Raw genomic sequence first — 15830 nt, 5'->3', positions numbered from 1 at the left:
GCTATTTTATATTAATCTGTATTCTGTCAATGAAATGTCCGAAAATGCCGGCATAGCCATCCATTCCGTTATCAGTGTTGTTGTCTTTTTGCAAACTGTAGTAATTGTTATTCCTAGGGCTTACCCTGTAGAATGCATAATGATAACCTGATGAATTAATAATATCATCAGGGGTGTAATAATATATCTCAACAGCATCAACAGGTGTGTCATTGCCGGCATATCCGTTATAATAATCGTTAATATCAGTGTTGCGGCTGTCTATGAAACCAAGCCAGCCATTATTTACATGGACTCTGTATTTTATATAGCCGGTATCTGTTGTGACTGCAAGACCGGTAATTCTCTGACCGGATATTCCGGCGTAGTCATCATTATTCTTAACAACAGGAAGCCAGCGACCCGTTGCAAGCTTTGTCTGATAGTAAACATTTATATTATTGGATGAACTATCATCGGTACGGATAGTTTCATCAGTATTGCCATCATTTTTTACAGAATAATCTGAGTAATATATATTGCCATCATATTCTTCATCTTCGATTTCTACTGCACCAAACTGCCACATGGTACAGTCAAGGCTTGGAGAATCAATTCCCCAGTGCGCAAGCCAGATATTCATCTCTGGGATTGATTTCAGTCTGTCAAGGTTAAGCACATTTGTAAAATAGTTGTAATTGGCATAGACGCCGGTTTTATATCCGCTGACACGCATAGCATTAACAAACATTTCGCAGAAATCAGACAGCAGTTCGCCTTCGGAGTATACATCCAGACCGTTTCTTGCTTTATATCCATCAGCATCTTCCATATCAAACCACACACCAAGTTCGGGAGATCTACCTTTAAGAAGTCTTAGCGCATGGGCAGTTTCGCTTGCTGCATCGTAATAATCTAATGCATAACTGTATAGATAGACGCCGTAAGGAATTCCAAGCCTTTCACATTCATCCATATTTCTTATGGCAGCAGCATCATCCTGTGATTGGATATCATTGCCATATCCTATACGGATAATTGTACCCTCAATATAGTTTTTCATATTATCCCACTGTATGAATCCATTATAGCTGCTCACATCTATAACAACGGCATATATATCAGCTGAAAATGACATGAACAGGCATACAGATGCAATAATTGCAATATATATTCTGATGATTTTCTTCATTTACATAGCCCCTTTCTTTTAATGTTCTAATATAGAATATTCGAAAGATGATGGAGAGTGAGGAGGGAAGGTGATGCACAGTGTAGCGTGAAACTGAAGCGTGGCAGATTGGGCGTTGAAGTGGAGTAAGGCACGGATGAAGTCCAAAAAGGAAGTCAAAGAGTGATGGATTGGACGTTGAGGTGGAGGAAAGACAGTAGAAAGTCCGAAAGGAAGGTCAACGCGTGGCGGATTGGACGTTGAAGTGGAGTGAGGCATGGATGAAGTCCAAAATAGGAATGTATGCGTGCAAAAATGGACTTTATGATGCATAACAGCATTCATAAAGTCCATTAGTTACAAAGCCACCTGCCGGAATCGAACCGGCGACCTTTTCATTACGAGTGAAACGCTCTACCGACTGAGCCAAGGTGGCATGTCTGTCTGCCAATATTGTGGCGACGAACAACAATTATTATATATATTAATTCTTTTTTTGTAAAGTCGTTATTTCACGGATATATAAGCCTGACATGATGAATAATAATTCTCTATACGGACAATTATAGATTAAGAACAGATAACTAGCAACAAAGAAGGAGGCAGCCATGAATACAATAGGTAATGATGAATCGTACAACAAGAAACCAGACAATGAGATATCAGACAACGAGAAATCCAACAACGGGAATACCGCAGATGACTACAAAGATGGTGCTGTTACGAAAAATGCTCTTCAGGTGATAACGATTATTGGAGAGATAGAAGGACATGATAATCTTCCTGCAACAAGCAAAGCAACCAAGTATGAACATATGCTTCCTAAGCTGGCGGAGATTGAGATGGATAAAGATATTAAAGGTGTACTTTTTATTATGAATACAGTTGGTGGGGATGTCAGTGCGGGACTGGCACTGGCAGAGATGATTGCTTCAATGAAAAAGCCAACAGTTTCACTTATCATAGGCGACTCACATAGTATAGGTGTGCCGCTTGCTGTGAGTACAGATTATTCATTTATTGTGCCTACAGCTACCATGATAATACATCCTGTGAGGATGAACGGAACACTTATCGGAGTTCAGCAGACATATGATTATTTTGAACGGATATCTGACAGGATAACATCATTTATTGCGACTCACAGCAATGTAAGCAAAGAAAGAGTAGAGAAAATGATGGTTGACACCACACAACTCTCTAAAGACTTAGGAACAGTGCTGGTGGGTAGACAGGCTGTTGAAGAAGGTTTAATATGTGAAGTAGGAGGAATCAGCGATGCACTTGCAAAGCTGGATTCATTGATTGATGAACAATAACGCAATAAGGGGAAATTATGAAATGTAATATGTGTCCAAGAGCCTGTAATGTTGACAGAAATGTTAATACAGGCTTTTGTGGAATGACTAATGATATATATGCGGCAAGAGCCGCTCTACATATGTGGGAAGAGCCATGCATATCAGGTGAACATGGAAGTGGGGCAGTGTTCTTTTCAGGGTGTACATTAAGGTGCATATTCTGTCAGAATTCTGAGATTGCTGCGGCACAGGTTGGAAAGAAGATAACAGTGGAGAGGCTTTCAGACATTTTTCTTGAACTTCAGGACAAATGTGCCAACAATATTAACCTTGTAACTGCAACACATTTCGTGCCACAAGTAGCAGAGGCACTTGTCAAGGCAAAGAATAAGGGGCTTGTCATACCAGTTGTGTACAATTCAAGTGCATACGAGAATGTCAGCACGCTTAATATGCTTGACGGGCTTGTGGATGTGTATCTTCCAGACATGAAATACATAGACAGCAGGCTTTCGGCAGAGTACTCGAAAGCACCAGATTATGCTGATGTGGCTAAAGCTGCAATACATGAGATGGTCAGACAGACCGGGAAGCTGGAATTCTTCATAGAAGATGATGAACTCGTGAAGAGCGGAAGAGTTGAAGCCGGGATTATGAAAAAAGGCGTAATTGTAAGACATCTTGTACTTCCGGGAACAACTAAGGATTCCAAAGCGGTTATAAAGTATCTTATTGATACATATGGAGATGATATATACATAAGCATAATGAGCCAGTACACGCCATTTGACAGACTAAAAAAACATCCACTCCTGTCGCGTAAAGTGACAAGAAAAGAATATAATTCTGTGGTAGATTATGCAATAGACTGTGGGATTAATAATGGATTTATTCAGGAAGGTGATGTTGCTGAGGAAAGCTTCATACCTGAATTTGACTATGAGGGCATATGATTATATAATCGTAACAGAGATTATTACAAATGTATTGGCAGGATTAATATATGGAGAATAAGCATGGGCATATAGAGCAGAACAGAGCCAGAATATGGCAGATTGGCTTGTTTTCTCTTAATAATACATCTACAAATCTGTTTCTTGCGATGATGGGATATGTCTCATATTATGCTAATGGAATAGCAGGTCTTTCAGTTGTGCTTATTTCAGTTATTCTTACGGGAATGAGAATATTTGATGGGGTAACAGATCCGGTAATAGGGTATTTTATAGATAAGACTAATGGAAAATATGGTAAATTCAGGCCTTATATTGTTATAGGATACTTACTAATGGCAATTAGCAGTCTTGTACTGTTCTTTACTACAAGCCTTGTTCCAGTTATTTTAAGACCATTGTATTTTATAATTGTATATTCAGTATATATAATAGGATACACATTTCAGACAGCAGTTGTAAAGTCTGGACAATCGGTAATTACTAATGACATGAAGCAGAGGCCAATGATAACATTTTTTGACTCAACATTTATAATGTTCGCACATGGTCTGGTTGCTTTTTATGTGTCGGTGTATCTGATTGAGAAATACAAGACATTCCAGTCACAGGCACTTTTCTCAGAGTTCGTAATCACAGTGGTTATTGTAGCCGGAATATGCTCAGCACTGGCTGTTGTGGGAATATGGAGTAAGGATAATGTAAAGTACTTCAAGCTTGATGAGGATAAGAAGCAGCAGATACATTTCAGGGATTATGCGGCTATAATTAAACACAACAAGCCAATCAGAATGCTTGTTATTGCGGCGGCATCTAACAAATTCGCACAGATGGTATATGGTAATTCAACAGTTCTTGTAATGCTTTATGGAATACTGATGCAGAATTATCCGCTGGCTGGTATAATTGGAATAATTGTAGGTATTCCTAATCTGGGAATAATATATATTGGGATAGAGCATGCCAAGCGATGCGGACAGAAGAAGACACTTGTAAGGTCAACATATCTTGCAATTATTTTTCAGACGATACTTATGTTTATGATGATATTTTCAGACCTTACAAATGTATCATTAAGACATATTAACTTTATATCGGTAGCGTTTTTGTTAGTGTTTACACTGCTTAACGGAGTAAAATCAATATCTAATAATATAGTTGTTCCTATGATTGCCGATTGTACTGATTACGAATATACACTGAGCGGACATTTTGTGCCGGGAATAATGGGAGCACTGTTTTCATTTATTGACAAATCATTTTCAGCACTTGGAACAGGATTTGTAGGAATAGCACTTGCGATAGCAGGGTATTCTAAAGTTTTTCCGCAGGTGGAGGACCAACTGACACCACAGCTTAAGTTTCTGACAATATTTTTCTATTGCATAATTCCGATAATAGGCTGGATTGTGACAATATTTATAATGAGATTCTATAAGCTGGATAAGAATACTATGAGGGGCTTGTATAAAAAATAGAGTGGAGATTAATATGCTTATTAGTAAAGGAAATCCCATGCTTATGGGATGCAGCAGATATAAGGACGGATATAATTTTACATATGAGGCAGAATGTGACAGTGCAGCTTTGCTGATTTTTGATGCACATATGAAGCCAAAAGAACGTATAGAACTGGATTCATCAATGAAATGTGGCAACATATTTTCAGTATATGTATGTGACAGGAAGCTGGACAAAAGTTTCTATTGCTATGAGATAGATGGCTTAATGTATCTTGACCCATATGCAAAGGCGATAACGGATTGCGGAAGATTTGGACAGACGGACGAGAAAGATGTGTATCTGGCTGCGATTGATGTGGCAGATTATGACTGGGAAGATGACAGACCGCTTAATTATGATTACAGCGACTGTATATTCTATAAGATGAATGTAAGAGGTTTTACTAAAAGCAGAACATCTAAGGTTAAAGATAAAGGAACATTTTCAGGAATAATTAACAAGATTCCATATCTTAAGGAACTTGGAATCACAACTATTGAGTTACAGCCCGCATATGAATTTGATGAAATAGGCCGTTTTCCACAGCTGACTGATACTATAATGTCAAAATACGGAGCCGGAACACATTACAGCGTGGATAAGAATACGCGGAAAATTAATTACTGGGGATATACGGGAGGATTTTATTTCGCACCTAAGGCATCATATTCTTCAATTGCTTCAAAGCATCCAGGGGTGTTTAGGGATTATACAGTTGAATTTAAGAATGTGGTTAAAGAATTGCACAGAAATGGCATTGAAGTCGTTATGGAAATGTTTTTTACTGACGAAAGTACAGGCTTTATCCTGCAGTGTGTAAGACACTGGGTTACAGAATATCATATTGATGGTGTACATGTATATTGTGATGAGTCTGCACTTAAAGCACTTTCACAGGATGCACTTTTAGCGGATACCAAGATTATAACTGTATACTGGAATGGTAAAACCGGAACGAAGAAGCATATGGCTAATTATAATAATGATTTCCAGAATATTGCGCGCCGCCTGTTAAAGGGTGACGAGAATATGCTTGGAGAATTTGCAGCTATATCAAGAAAGAATGAAGCAAACAGTGCAAGTATTAATTATATTGCCAACAACAATGGATTTACTCTTAATGACCTTGTGAGCTTCGACAGAAAGCATAATGAGCTTAATGGTGAGAATAACAGGGATGGCGAGGATTTTAATTTCAGCTGGAACTGTGGCGAGGAAGGTTCGACAAGAAAGAGAAAGATTAAAGAACTAAGAATGCGTCAGATTAAAAATGCACTGGCATTTGTTTTCTTGTCGGCAGGTACTCCGCTTATACTTGCCGGAGACGAGTTTGGCAATTCACAGAACGGTAACAATAATCCGTATTGTGTTGACAGTGAACTTTCATGGGTTAACTGGAAGGAAACTAAAGAGGGAAAAGAAATTCTTGAATGGACAAAGGCTCTTATACAATTCAGACAGAATAATAAGATACTTCATATGCCGCAGTCGCTTACTTTAAGTGACAGGGTATCATGTGGCTACCCTGATATATCATATCATGGAACTAATGCGTGGTATGCACAGATGAATACATATGACAGACATTTAGGAATTATGTATTCATGTGTATATGGGGATGAAGAAGACCACAGTCTGATATATGCTGCATATAATATGCACTGGGAGAATCACAGCTTTGCACTTCCTAAGATTAATGGTACATGGAAGGTTGATATGAGTTCTAATGTATCAGGTGCTGTGATTGAAGATAATAACAGAAGTGTATGTGTTGAGCCACGGAGCGTTGCAATACTCACAGGAACATATGAAATTCCTGCTAAAAAGGAGAAATAATGGATATAAAGAAGCTTGCAGATGTCAAAGACAGATTTGCAGATTATGAGAAGATATTTAATTCAGGTGATTATGACAAAGCGGCAGATATATTATCTGCAATACTTGAAAGAATAGAAGAGTGTACGGACGAGCGTAAAGCCGGAACTATGGATGATACATTTGTGAAAAAATCGGACATGGACGGCAGACCAATATATATAAGCCTTAATCATGTTATGGAATATTATGTGTACGCATGTTATTTTGAACCGGAAACGGATGTGCTGTGTACAGAGCTGCCGGTTGGAGAGTACTACAGGACTTATGGCAGTCTGTGCCTGAAGTTATCGAAGTTTCGCAGAGCTGAGGATGCATTTAAGAAGGCTATATGCTGGAATCCTGTTGACCTTGATTCGTATCTTGGACTTGCAGAATGTTATAAGAATCTTAATATGCTGTCGAGATATCTTGATGTTACAAAGCAGGCATACAGATTCTGCTGTAGCCGCGCAACGATGGCAAGATATTACAGAAATATGGGATTTTATTATGTTGCCAGGTATAATACTGAGGCGGCAAGAGTGTGCTACACCTACAGCAATATATATTATAAGACAGATAATGCTGATAATGAACTTAAGTATCTTGAGCAGGCATTAAATGACAAGACACCGGAATATTCTGTTAAACAGATGCAGGAAATACTTGATAAGAATGAGGTGGAACCAGGACCTGACTCTAAGACGATAGGAATTATATACAGAGTCGGTGAACTTATGATGAATGATAAAGATTACCGTCTGGCAAGAGACTGCTTTTCAATTGTTTATGATATAACACAGGAAGCACAGTTAAAGACATTGCTTGATGAATTAGATAAAGACCTGGAGGATAACAATGCTTAATAAATCTTATGATGGAATAATATTTGACCTTGACGGTACTATGTGGGATACAAGAAAGCCAATATGTGAGGCGTGGAATATAATACTTTCTCGTCATGAAGAGATTCACAGAACACCAATTGTCGAGACAGACCTTAACGACTGTATGGGACTTCCGATGTACGACATAGCTGCAAAGCTGTTTCCACAAGAACAGGAGCAGGTAAGAAATGCACTTATGGACGAGCTGTGTACATTTGAGAATGGATATCTTGCAGAAAGAGGTGGAATTCTTTATCCACAGCTTGCAGAAACTCTTTATACACTAAGCAAGAAATATCCATTGTATATTGTGAGCAATTGTCAGGATGGTTATATTGAAAGTTTTCTTACAGCACACCTTATGTCCGATTTCTTCAAAGATACTGAATGCTGGGGAAGGACATTTCTGCCAAAGAGCGAGTCTAATAAGATACTTATAGAAAGAAACAATTTAAAGAACCCTGTGTATGTCGGTGATACTGCAGGTGATGCAAAGTCTGCCAAAGATGCTGGCATAGATTTTATATATGCTGAGTATGGATTTGGAGACGTATCCAAAGATTGCTATGTTGCTAAGATAGAGAGCTTTGCAGAGCTTGCAGAGATATTGTAGGATGGGTTTTAAGCTGGAGAGTACTTTGGGGCTTAAAGCTGTGTCATGATATGTGGAGAGTTGGGCTGGGATAGGCTGAGAACTGTGCCAGAATATGTGAAGTTTGGAAAAGACCTACGCAAGATAGAAATTCAAGTGAGTGAGTAGGCTTTTAGCAAGAAATAAGATAAAATTCAGTAGAGATACAAATCAATCTCAATAATAGCAGTTTACAGGTGATATAAATTAATATATACTAAAAAAGTAAATATGGCAAACTTATAGAAATATAAGGACGCAAAACTAGAAGTCTAGAGGTATAAAGCTGAAAAACACTATTTTCAGTTGAGAGATTCACATAAGCATAAGTCTCTAATACTATGATAGTTCGGTTGCATTAAGAAATCTTTTAAAAATTTCTTAGTGCAGCCTTTTTTGTTTTAAATTCAGGCTTCAAAAATACCATAGGGGGAAAGAAAAATTGAAGAATTTATTTAACAACTCTGGGGAAGTTAGAGAAAATACAAATAACAGCATTAAATATATTAGAAAGCATGCGAACACATTGCATCTGACGCTGTCGAATAACATGAAATATGAGGTGTAGGAAGTGGAAGGACTGGTTATGAGTATTATATTGGATATGATTTTTTGGGCTAGATTTATATACATAAAAACTCAATTTTATAAAACTGAAGGCATCGCATATGGTAATAGCAATCATTACTTTTCTGAGTTTCTTATCCGTGACGATAAAGGGTATAATTATGTCGGTTGGGTAAGTATGAATATATTTTCACCGCTTCATACAAGGGGGGCTGTTTATACAATATATGTTAATAAAAATAATCCCAAGAATGCAGTGATGGGGAACGAGCCAACTATATATTTAGTCCTGAGTATTGTATTTTTTGTATTTGTTATTTTCTATTTGATAGTATTAGCATTGTATTGGCTTATGTAAGTGCTAATTAAAATTGAAATAAATTTTTTGATAATGGAGGATAAAAATGAAAGCTATAAAGAATATGCTGATAGAAATAGTAACATTAATTTTGATGATAATAAACCTATATATGTTTTTTATTCAGAGTGGAATTGCAAGGATTCAGCAGACCACACAGGAAGAGTTTGATGCTTTTTGGAGAACACTTTCGATTCTGAGTTTGATTATTCTGATAATCGTTGTTATGGTATATATTGTAAGCGTTAAAGTATTTAAAAGAACAATCGGAAAAACACTTTTAGGAGTAGTTATTCTTCTTACTGTGAATGTGATTATACTGGTACTTACAAATGCAACAACGGTTCTTATTTTTGTAGCAGCTGTTTTATACATAGTATATCTGGTTCAGACAATTGTTAATATCAGGAAATTTTAAGCTTTTGTGCTTGACGGCAGATAAACATAGTGCTATTATAGGTGGCAGTTAAATATTTAAAGTCGATGATCAAAAGAGTACTTTCGGAAGGTACATCACAGAGAGCTGGCGGTGGTGGAATGTCAGCATGGAGAGCCGTAAGGAATGGGTTTGTGAGATGCGTAGATGAATTAGCAGTAGTTTACGACGTGGCCTCGCGTTACAGGGGAAGGATATATTAATTGTATCTGATAATGAGTTGAGCATACAGGTGGCATATCCGGTAAGGAGTGCCACCTTTTTTATTAATATTACAAGTATGTTCATAAATAAGGGTGGCACCACGGTAATTCGTCCCTGACAGGAATCTGCAATATACAGGTTCCTGTCAGGGACATTTTTTGTAAGCAGCAGACGCCAGTAATGAACAACGAAGGATAGGGAGGAACTATGAAACGAAGATTAAGAGCTTATAAGAAGACGGTAAGTATCGTTAATGAGAAAGCTATTGAACTATACAAAGGACTTGGAATTGAAAAGAAGGGATTTCTTCTTGAAGGAACTGACAAGGAAAGCGGACAGTATACTTTTATGGGAGTTGAACCGAATGAGATAATCCAATCAGATAAGGACAGCCTTGTTATTACAAGAAAAGATGGAAGCAGAGAGGTAAGAGAGGGCAATCCTCTTATAAGACTTAAAGAGTATTTTGATGAATTCGAGATAGTAAAGGATCCGGGAGAACTTGATTTCATCGGAGGTCTTGTTGGAAGCCTTGGATATGATTATATAAGATACACAGAAGTCCTTCCTGATGATAATCCTGATGAGATAGGAATTGAGACAATACAGCTTATGCTTGCAGACAAGTTCATTGCTATCAATCATACAGCAGAAACATTCACAGCAGTAGTGCTTGGAGAGGATTCAGAGGAAGGCAGGATTAAGGCTTTAAAGGAAGCGGAGGAGCTTATAAAGACTGCAAGAGAGGGTGTAGATAAGTTTAAGGATGATAAGCCTGATATGTCACTTGATGGTGTAATATTGAAAAAATCGGACACGCTTGAACAATATAGCAAGAAGGTTAATAAGATTAAGAATTACATAAAAGAAGGTCATATATTCCAGACTGTTCTTTCGCAGAGATGGACAATAAAGACGGGACAGAGCGGTTTTAATCTCTATGAAAAATTAAGAGAACTTAATCCTTCACCATATATGTATTATTTTAATTTCGGCGATTTTGAGATAATCGGAAGTTCACCGGAAATGATTGTAAAGCAGTCAGACAATAAAGTATATACATGTCCTATAGCGGGCACAAGAAAAAGAGGAGCAACAAAGGAACAGGATATTGCTTTAGAGGAAGAACTTCTTGCAGATGAGAAAGAGAGAGCAGAGCATGTAATGTTAGTTGACCTTGCACGTAACGATATGGGTAGGATAAGTGAGATAGGAACAGTCAAGGTTGACCAGTTCATGAATATCCAGAGATATTCACATGTTATGCATATTGTTTCACTTGTTGAGGGAAGAAAGAATGGAGAATATCATCCACTTGACCTCGTATCATCATTCCTTCCAGCAGGCACATTAAGCGGCGCACCTAAGATAAGAGCAATGGAAATCATAGATGAGCTTGAGACAGTAAGAAGAGGCCTGTATGGAGGAGCTACAGGATACCTTGATTTTGGCGGTAATATGAACTTCTGCATTACAATCAGGACTATGATTAAGAAAGGCGATAAGGTATATCTTCAGGCAGGTGCAGGAATTGTTGCTGATTCAAAGCCTGAGATGGAATATCAGGAGTGCTGCAATAAAGTAATGGCACTTGCAAAGACACTTGTTAAGGAGGAACATTTATGATTCTGCTGATTGATAATTATGACTCATTTACATATAACCTGTATCAGTTTATTGGAATATTTAACAGTGATATTAAGGTTGTAAGAAACGATAAGATAACAATTGAGGAGATAGAGGAGCTTGACCCTGAATCAATAGTTGTATCTCCTGGCCCTAAGAGCCCTAAAGATGCTGGAATATGTGTTGATGTAATAAAGCATTTTACAGGAAAGAAGCCGATACTTGGTATATGTTTGGGACATCAGTGCATAGGAGAAGCATTTGGCGCGACTGTTTCTTATGCAAAATGTATCATGCATGGTAAACAGTCTGAAATATACCATGATGGAACAGGAATATTTACCGGACTTGATTCACCAGTAAAGGTTGCAAGATATCATTCACTCGCTATAATTGAAGAGACTTTGCCAGACTGCCTGGAGATTATTGCCAAGACACAGGATGGAGAAATAATGGCTGTAAAACATGAGGATTATCCGGTGGTCGGATTGCAGTTCCATCCGGAGTCAATATATACAGAGCATGGCAAGAGAATGATTGAGAATTTTGTTAATGGGGTGATTTAATGATATTAGATGTTATTGTAGAGGATAAGTTAAAAAGACTTCCAGAACACAAGAAAAGAATCAGTGAAGAGGAGATGACAAGACTTGCGATTGAGAGCCAGAGAGTGTCACACAGCTTCTATGATGCACTTGCAAAGGACGGCCTTTCAATTATAAGTGAGTTCAAGAAAGCATCACCAAGTCATGGTAATATGAACAATAAGATTACTCTGGAAAAAAGAATAAAACAGTACGGCGAAAGCGCAGATGCTATTTCATGTCTTACAGAGGAAGACCATTTTAAGGGAAGTACAGAATATCTTAAGCAGATAAGACAGATGACAGACCTTCCGATTATCAGAAAGGATTTCATAATTGATCCATATCAGGTGTATGAAGCAAAGGTAATAGGAGCGGATGCAGTTCTTCTCATTGCTGCGATTCTTGATGACAGTAGATTTAAAGAACTATATGACCTTGCTTACAGTTTAGGACTTGATGTTTTATGCGAGGTTCATAACGAAGAGGAAATGCAGAGAATGCTGAATCTTGATGTGAAGATTATAGGAATTAACAACCGTAATCTTAAGACATTTGAGGTTGACCTTGATACTACGAAAAAACTTGCAGATATGGTTACACCAGAGATGAGAAAAGCTGGAAAACTGCTTGTATCAGAAAGCGGTGTTGCGGATACAGACGATATTAAGGTGCTGGCAAAGAGTGGAGCAGATGCACTTCTTATAGGAACAGTGCTTATGGAAGCACCGAAGCCGGAAGAATTAATATCAGAGTTTAAAGAGGTATATAATGCTGAAAGAAAATGATTCTTTAGTACAGGTTAAGATATGCGGACTTACAAGTATGGATGATGTACACATTATAGAAAAATATGGTGCTGACTATGCAGGTATGGTACTATATTATCCAAAAAGCAAACGCAATATTGACATTAATCTGGCAGCGGTGCTTGTTGCACAATTGAAGAAATCGGACATCAAGAGCGTTGCTGTTGTTGTGTCCCCCGATGTATCACAGCTTGAAGCAATACAGAATGCAGGATTTGATTATATACAGATTCACGGTGAATTAAGTGATGATGTGTATAATGCATGCAGTGTCAGGATTATAAGAGCCGTTAACATTAAGCATCAGTCAGAAGAAGATATATATCTGGAGACTAAGCGATGGCGAAGTCTGGATAAAATATATGGACTGCTTTTTGATGCGGGAGTTCCGGGGAGCGGTAAGACATTCGACTGGGAAAGTCTTAAAAAAGCGGACTGCGGTAATAAAAAATTATTCCTTGCAGGAGGACTTACACCAGACAATGTAAAAGCTGCGATAGAAGCAGTAAGGTCTGATGTTGTTGATATAAGTTCGGGCGTTGAATATGATGATGTGTCCGTTAAAGGAAAAGATGAGAGTAAAGTTAAAGCATTTATACAGAATGCAAAATATTAAGAAAAAGAGGTAAAGAGAAAATGGCAGAAAGCAAGTATTATGGACAGTTTGGAGGACAGTATGTTTCAGAGTCACTTATGAATACTCTGGCAGAGCTTGAGAAAGCATTTGATGAGGCAATTAATGATCCACAGTTTATTAAAGATTATATGTACTATCTTAAAGAGTATGTTGGAAGGGAAACACCTCTTTACTATGCTGAAAGAATAAGCGAAAAATATGGTGCTGAAATATATCTTAAGAGAGAAGATTTGAACCATACAGGAGCACATAAGATTAATAATGTTATCGGTCAGATTCTTCTTGCAAAGAGAATGGGTAAGACTAAGGTTATCGCTGAGACAGGTGCCGGACAGCATGGCGTTGCAACAGCTACAGGTGCAGCACTTTTTGATATGGAGTGTACAGTTTTCATGGGTGCTGAGGATATCGAGAGACAGAAACTTAATGTATTCAGAATGGAAATGCTTGGAGCTAAGGTGCAGCCTGTAACAACAGGAAGTGCAACATTAAAGGATGCTACTAATGAAGCAATCAGAACATGGGCTGAAAAGGCAGAGGATACATTTTACATCATTGGTTCTGCTGTAGGACCACATCCATATCCTAAGATGGTTAAGGAATTTCAGAGAATTATCAGTACTGAGGCAAGAAAGCAGATTCTTGAGAAGACAGGAAAGCTTCCTGACGCAGTTGTTGCCTGTGTTGGCGGTGGCTCTAATTCAATCGGAATGTTTGCTGATTTCATCAATGATAAGGATGTTGACCTTATCGGTGTTGAGGCAGGAGGTCTTGGCATTGAGACTGGAAAGCATGCATCAGCAATGGCACTCGGACAGGTTGGTGTCCTTCACGGAATGAAGACATATCTTTTACAGGATGAAATCGGTAATATCCAGCTTGCACATTCAATCTCAGCTGGTCTTGATTATCCGGGTGTTGGTCCGGAACATGCTTATTTAAGAGATTCTGGAAGAGCAAAATATGTTTCTGTAACAGATAAAGAATGTATGGATGCACTTATGGAACTTTGCAGAATGGAAGGAATTATTCCGGCAATTGAAAGTGCTCATGCACTTGCACATGTGTTCAAGATGGCACAGGGTGAATATAAGGGTAAGACAATTATCATGTGTCTTTCAGGCCGTGGTGATAAGGATGTTAATACAGTTCAGAAATATCTTAACGGAGAGGAGACTAACAAGTAATGAATAGAATAGAAGAAAGACTTGCAGCACTTAAAGAAGAGGGAAAGAAAGCATTTATTACATATACAACAGCAGGACTTCCAGATTACGATACAACTAAGAAGATTATGTTTGCACAGGAGAAGGCAGGAATCGATATTATGGAAATAGGTGTTCCTTTCTCAGATCCTATTGCAGATGGCCCTGTAATTCAGGATGCATCTTTCAAAGCAATACAGAATGGAGCTTCACTTGAAGGCATATTTACAATGATGGGTAAGGTAAGAAAAGCTGGTCTTAACAGCCCTGTTGTATTCATGCTTTACTATAATACTGTATATCATTATGGAGTTGAGAACTTCGTGAATAAATGTATTGAAAATGGTGTTGACGGACTTATCATACCTGACCTTCCATTCGAGGAGCAGGGCGAGATTAAGGATGTCCTTGCAAAGAACGAGAAGTCGCCAATTCTTATCCAGCTTGTATCTCCGGTATCTAAGGGCAGGATTCCAATGCTTTTAGAGAACGCAAGAGGTTTTGTATACTGCGTTTCACAGATGGGTGTTACAGGAAAGGGAGCTAACTTCCATTCACAGATAAGAGAATATCTTACAGAAGTTAAGAAAGAATCTAAGATTCCTGTTATGATGGGATTCGGAATAAGAACAGCAGCAGATGTTGCACCGCTTGAAGATATTATTGATGGTGCAATCGTTGGTTCACATTTTATCAAGCTTCTTGAAGCTAATAATTATTCAGAGGAAGCTGCCACAGATTATGTTGCAACATTTAAGAAGGAGCTTAATGCCTGATGGTACCGATATTAGCTAAGCAAGCGCTTGCGCGCAAATGTGAATTTTCTAATGCAAGAATGACTGGCAATTATGAATGTGCCTATGCTCTTGGAGTTGTGTCAGGGGCGTTGGCAATTCCTAAGGAGGAAAATGCTGCTAATCTTGTGGAATTGAAAAACAAAATAGAACCACAGTATAAAAAACTATCTTCTGAAAATGAACAGATAAAAAAATTGATTCTTTTGTTGTGTGATTATGAACCTTCTGATATATTTGATGAGCAGATGAGAGAACTTTATAATGAGGGTTATGAAGATAAATCAATAAATCTTACAATCAAATGAGGGCTGTTTATTAATTAAAT

General features: G+C 38.0%; 15 protein-coding genes, 1 tRNA gene, 1 riboswitch and 1 other annotated feature. Of the genes, 14 read left to right on the top strand and 2 right to left on the bottom strand.

Translation table 11 applies throughout. From position 1 onward, the window contains the following. Window position 1: 1 nt before the first annotated feature. Together EUBELI_RS13615 and EUBELI_RS06375 are read right to left on the bottom strand one after the other, a co-directional pair. Entirely contained in the window at window positions 2-1171 is a 1170-nt protein-coding gene (locus EUBELI_RS13615; RefSeq protein ID WP_012739547.1) for a GH25 family lysozyme, read from the bottom strand. A 342-nt stretch (window positions 1172-1513) separates the two neighbouring features. Beyond that, a tRNA-Thr gene (locus EUBELI_RS06375) sits at window positions 1514-1586 on the bottom strand. A gap of 172 nt (window positions 1587-1758) precedes the next feature. Here EUBELI_RS06375 and EUBELI_RS06370 point away from each other — a divergent pair. The 14 genes from EUBELI_RS06370 (at window position 1759) to EUBELI_RS06300 (ending at window position 15810) form a co-directional block, all read left to right on the top strand. After that, window positions 1759-2469, top strand: a complete 711-nt coding sequence (locus EUBELI_RS06370; RefSeq protein WP_012739546.1) for a ClpP family protease — start codon at window positions 1759-1761, stop codon at window positions 2467-2469. Between the two features lie 17 nt (window positions 2470-2486). Then, window positions 2487-3404: a radical SAM protein gene (locus EUBELI_RS06365; protein WP_012739545.1), complete on the top strand. Its 918-nt coding sequence runs from the start codon at window positions 2487-2489 to the stop codon at window positions 3402-3404. A 50-nt stretch (window positions 3405-3454) separates the two neighbouring features. Next, window positions 3455-4882, top strand: coding sequence for an MFS transporter (locus EUBELI_RS06360; RefSeq protein WP_012739544.1), 1428 nt, complete (start codon window positions 3455-3457; stop codon window positions 4880-4882). 13 nt (window positions 4883-4895) lie between these two features. Beyond that, on the top strand, window positions 4896-6743 hold the full coding sequence (locus tag EUBELI_RS06355) for an alpha-amylase family glycosyl hydrolase (protein ID WP_012739543.1): 1848 nt from the start codon (window positions 4896-4898) through the stop codon (window positions 6741-6743). After that, window positions 6743-7630: an HD domain-containing protein gene (locus EUBELI_RS06350; RefSeq protein ID WP_012739542.1), complete on the top strand. Its 888-nt coding sequence runs from the start codon at window positions 6743-6745 to the stop codon at window positions 7628-7630. Before EUBELI_RS06355 ends, EUBELI_RS06350 begins: the two co-directional genes overlap by 1 nt. Continuing rightward, window positions 7623-8264: an HAD family hydrolase gene (locus tag EUBELI_RS06345; protein WP_012739541.1), complete on the top strand. Its 642-nt coding sequence runs from the start codon at window positions 7623-7625 to the stop codon at window positions 8262-8264. Before EUBELI_RS06350 ends, EUBELI_RS06345 begins: the two co-directional genes overlap by 8 nt. Before the next feature lie 241 nt (window positions 8265-8505). Next, window positions 8506-8643, top strand: a riboswitch (cyclic di-GMP riboswitch). Between the two features lie 610 nt (window positions 8644-9253). Then, window positions 9254-9625, top strand: coding sequence for a hypothetical protein (locus EUBELI_RS06335; RefSeq protein ID WP_012739539.1), 372 nt, complete (start codon window positions 9254-9256; stop codon window positions 9623-9625). Window positions 9626-9681: 56 nt separating this feature from the next. Next, window positions 9682-9966, top strand: a binding site (T-box leader). 88 nt (window positions 9967-10054) lie between these two features. After that, window positions 10055-11473: an anthranilate synthase component I gene (gene trpE, locus EUBELI_RS06330; protein ID WP_012739538.1), complete on the top strand. Its 1419-nt coding sequence runs from the start codon at window positions 10055-10057 to the stop codon at window positions 11471-11473. Continuing rightward, the gene (locus tag EUBELI_RS06325) at window positions 11470-12039 is read left to right on the top strand and encodes an anthranilate synthase component II (RefSeq protein WP_012739537.1); all 570 of its coding nucleotides are present in this window, start codon (window positions 11470-11472) and stop codon (window positions 12037-12039) included. The genes trpE and EUBELI_RS06325 overlap by 4 nt, the downstream gene beginning before the upstream one ends. Further along, entirely contained in the window at window positions 12039-12845 is an 807-nt protein-coding gene (gene trpC / locus EUBELI_RS06320; protein WP_012739536.1) for an indole-3-glycerol phosphate synthase TrpC, read from the top strand. Before EUBELI_RS06325 ends, trpC begins: the two co-directional genes overlap by 1 nt. Beyond that, complete coding sequence (locus EUBELI_RS06315; RefSeq protein ID WP_012739535.1) at window positions 12829-13482, top strand: phosphoribosylanthranilate isomerase; 654 nt, start codon at window positions 12829-12831, stop codon at window positions 13480-13482. The genes trpC and EUBELI_RS06315 overlap by 17 nt, the downstream gene beginning before the upstream one ends. Window positions 13483-13502: 20 nt before the next feature. Further along, window positions 13503-14690, top strand: coding sequence for a tryptophan synthase subunit beta (trpB, locus tag EUBELI_RS06310; RefSeq protein WP_012739534.1), 1188 nt, complete (start codon window positions 13503-13505; stop codon window positions 14688-14690). Then, window positions 14690-15484, top strand: coding sequence for a tryptophan synthase subunit alpha (gene trpA, locus EUBELI_RS06305; protein ID WP_012739533.1), 795 nt, complete (start codon window positions 14690-14692; stop codon window positions 15482-15484). Before trpB ends, trpA begins: the two co-directional genes overlap by 1 nt. Beyond that, complete coding sequence (locus EUBELI_RS06300; RefSeq protein WP_012739532.1) at window positions 15484-15810, top strand: DUF3837 domain-containing protein; 327 nt, start codon at window positions 15484-15486, stop codon at window positions 15808-15810. The genes trpA and EUBELI_RS06300 overlap by 1 nt, the downstream gene beginning before the upstream one ends. The last annotated feature ends 20 nt before the right edge of the window (window positions 15811-15830 follow it).

The sequence above is a fragment of the [Eubacterium] eligens ATCC 27750 genome (genome assembly GCF_000146185.1).
In the GTDB taxonomy this organism is placed as follows: Bacteria; Bacillota; Clostridia; order Lachnospirales; family Lachnospiraceae; genus Lachnospira; species Lachnospira eligens.
Note: the sequence above shows the minus strand (reverse complement) of the source record. Positions and strands in the feature narration are given on the sequence as shown.

Bases quoted from the DNA above. Each gene is read 5' to 3' on its own strand.
- EUBELI_RS06355 (WP_012739543.1), top strand. From the start codon at position 4,896: ATGCTTATTAGTAAAGGAAATCCCATGCTTATGGGATGCAGCAGATAT.
- EUBELI_RS13615 (WP_012739547.1), bottom strand. From the start codon at position 1,171: ATGAAGAAAATCATCAGAATATATATTGCAATTATTGCATCTGTATGC.
- EUBELI_RS06300 (WP_012739532.1), top strand. From the start codon at position 15,484: ATGGTACCGATATTAGCTAAGCAAGCGCTTGCGCGCAAATGTGAATTT.
- EUBELI_RS06360 (WP_012739544.1), top strand. From the start codon at position 3,455: ATGGAGAATAAGCATGGGCATATAGAGCAGAACAGAGCCAGAATATGG.
- trpE (WP_012739538.1), top strand. From the start codon at position 10,055: ATGAAACGAAGATTAAGAGCTTATAAGAAGACGGTAAGTATCGTTAAT.
- EUBELI_RS06335 (WP_012739539.1), top strand. From the start codon at position 9,254: ATGAAAGCTATAAAGAATATGCTGATAGAAATAGTAACATTAATTTTG.
- EUBELI_RS06315 (WP_012739535.1), top strand. From the start codon at position 12,829: ATGCTGAAAGAAAATGATTCTTTAGTACAGGTTAAGATATGCGGACTT.
- EUBELI_RS06350 (WP_012739542.1), top strand. From the start codon at position 6,743: ATGGATATAAAGAAGCTTGCAGATGTCAAAGACAGATTTGCAGATTAT.
- trpA (WP_012739533.1), top strand. From the start codon at position 14,690: ATGAATAGAATAGAAGAAAGACTTGCAGCACTTAAAGAAGAGGGAAAG.
- trpB (WP_012739534.1), top strand. From the start codon at position 13,503: ATGGCAGAAAGCAAGTATTATGGACAGTTTGGAGGACAGTATGTTTCA.
- EUBELI_RS06345 (WP_012739541.1), top strand. From the start codon at position 7,623: ATGCTTAATAAATCTTATGATGGAATAATATTTGACCTTGACGGTACT.
- EUBELI_RS06365 (WP_012739545.1), top strand. From the start codon at position 2,487: ATGAAATGTAATATGTGTCCAAGAGCCTGTAATGTTGACAGAAATGTT.
- EUBELI_RS06325 (WP_012739537.1), top strand. From the start codon at position 11,470: ATGATTCTGCTGATTGATAATTATGACTCATTTACATATAACCTGTAT.
- EUBELI_RS06370 (WP_012739546.1), top strand. From the start codon at position 1,759: ATGAATACAATAGGTAATGATGAATCGTACAACAAGAAACCAGACAAT.
- trpC (WP_012739536.1), top strand. From the start codon at position 12,039: ATGATATTAGATGTTATTGTAGAGGATAAGTTAAAAAGACTTCCAGAA.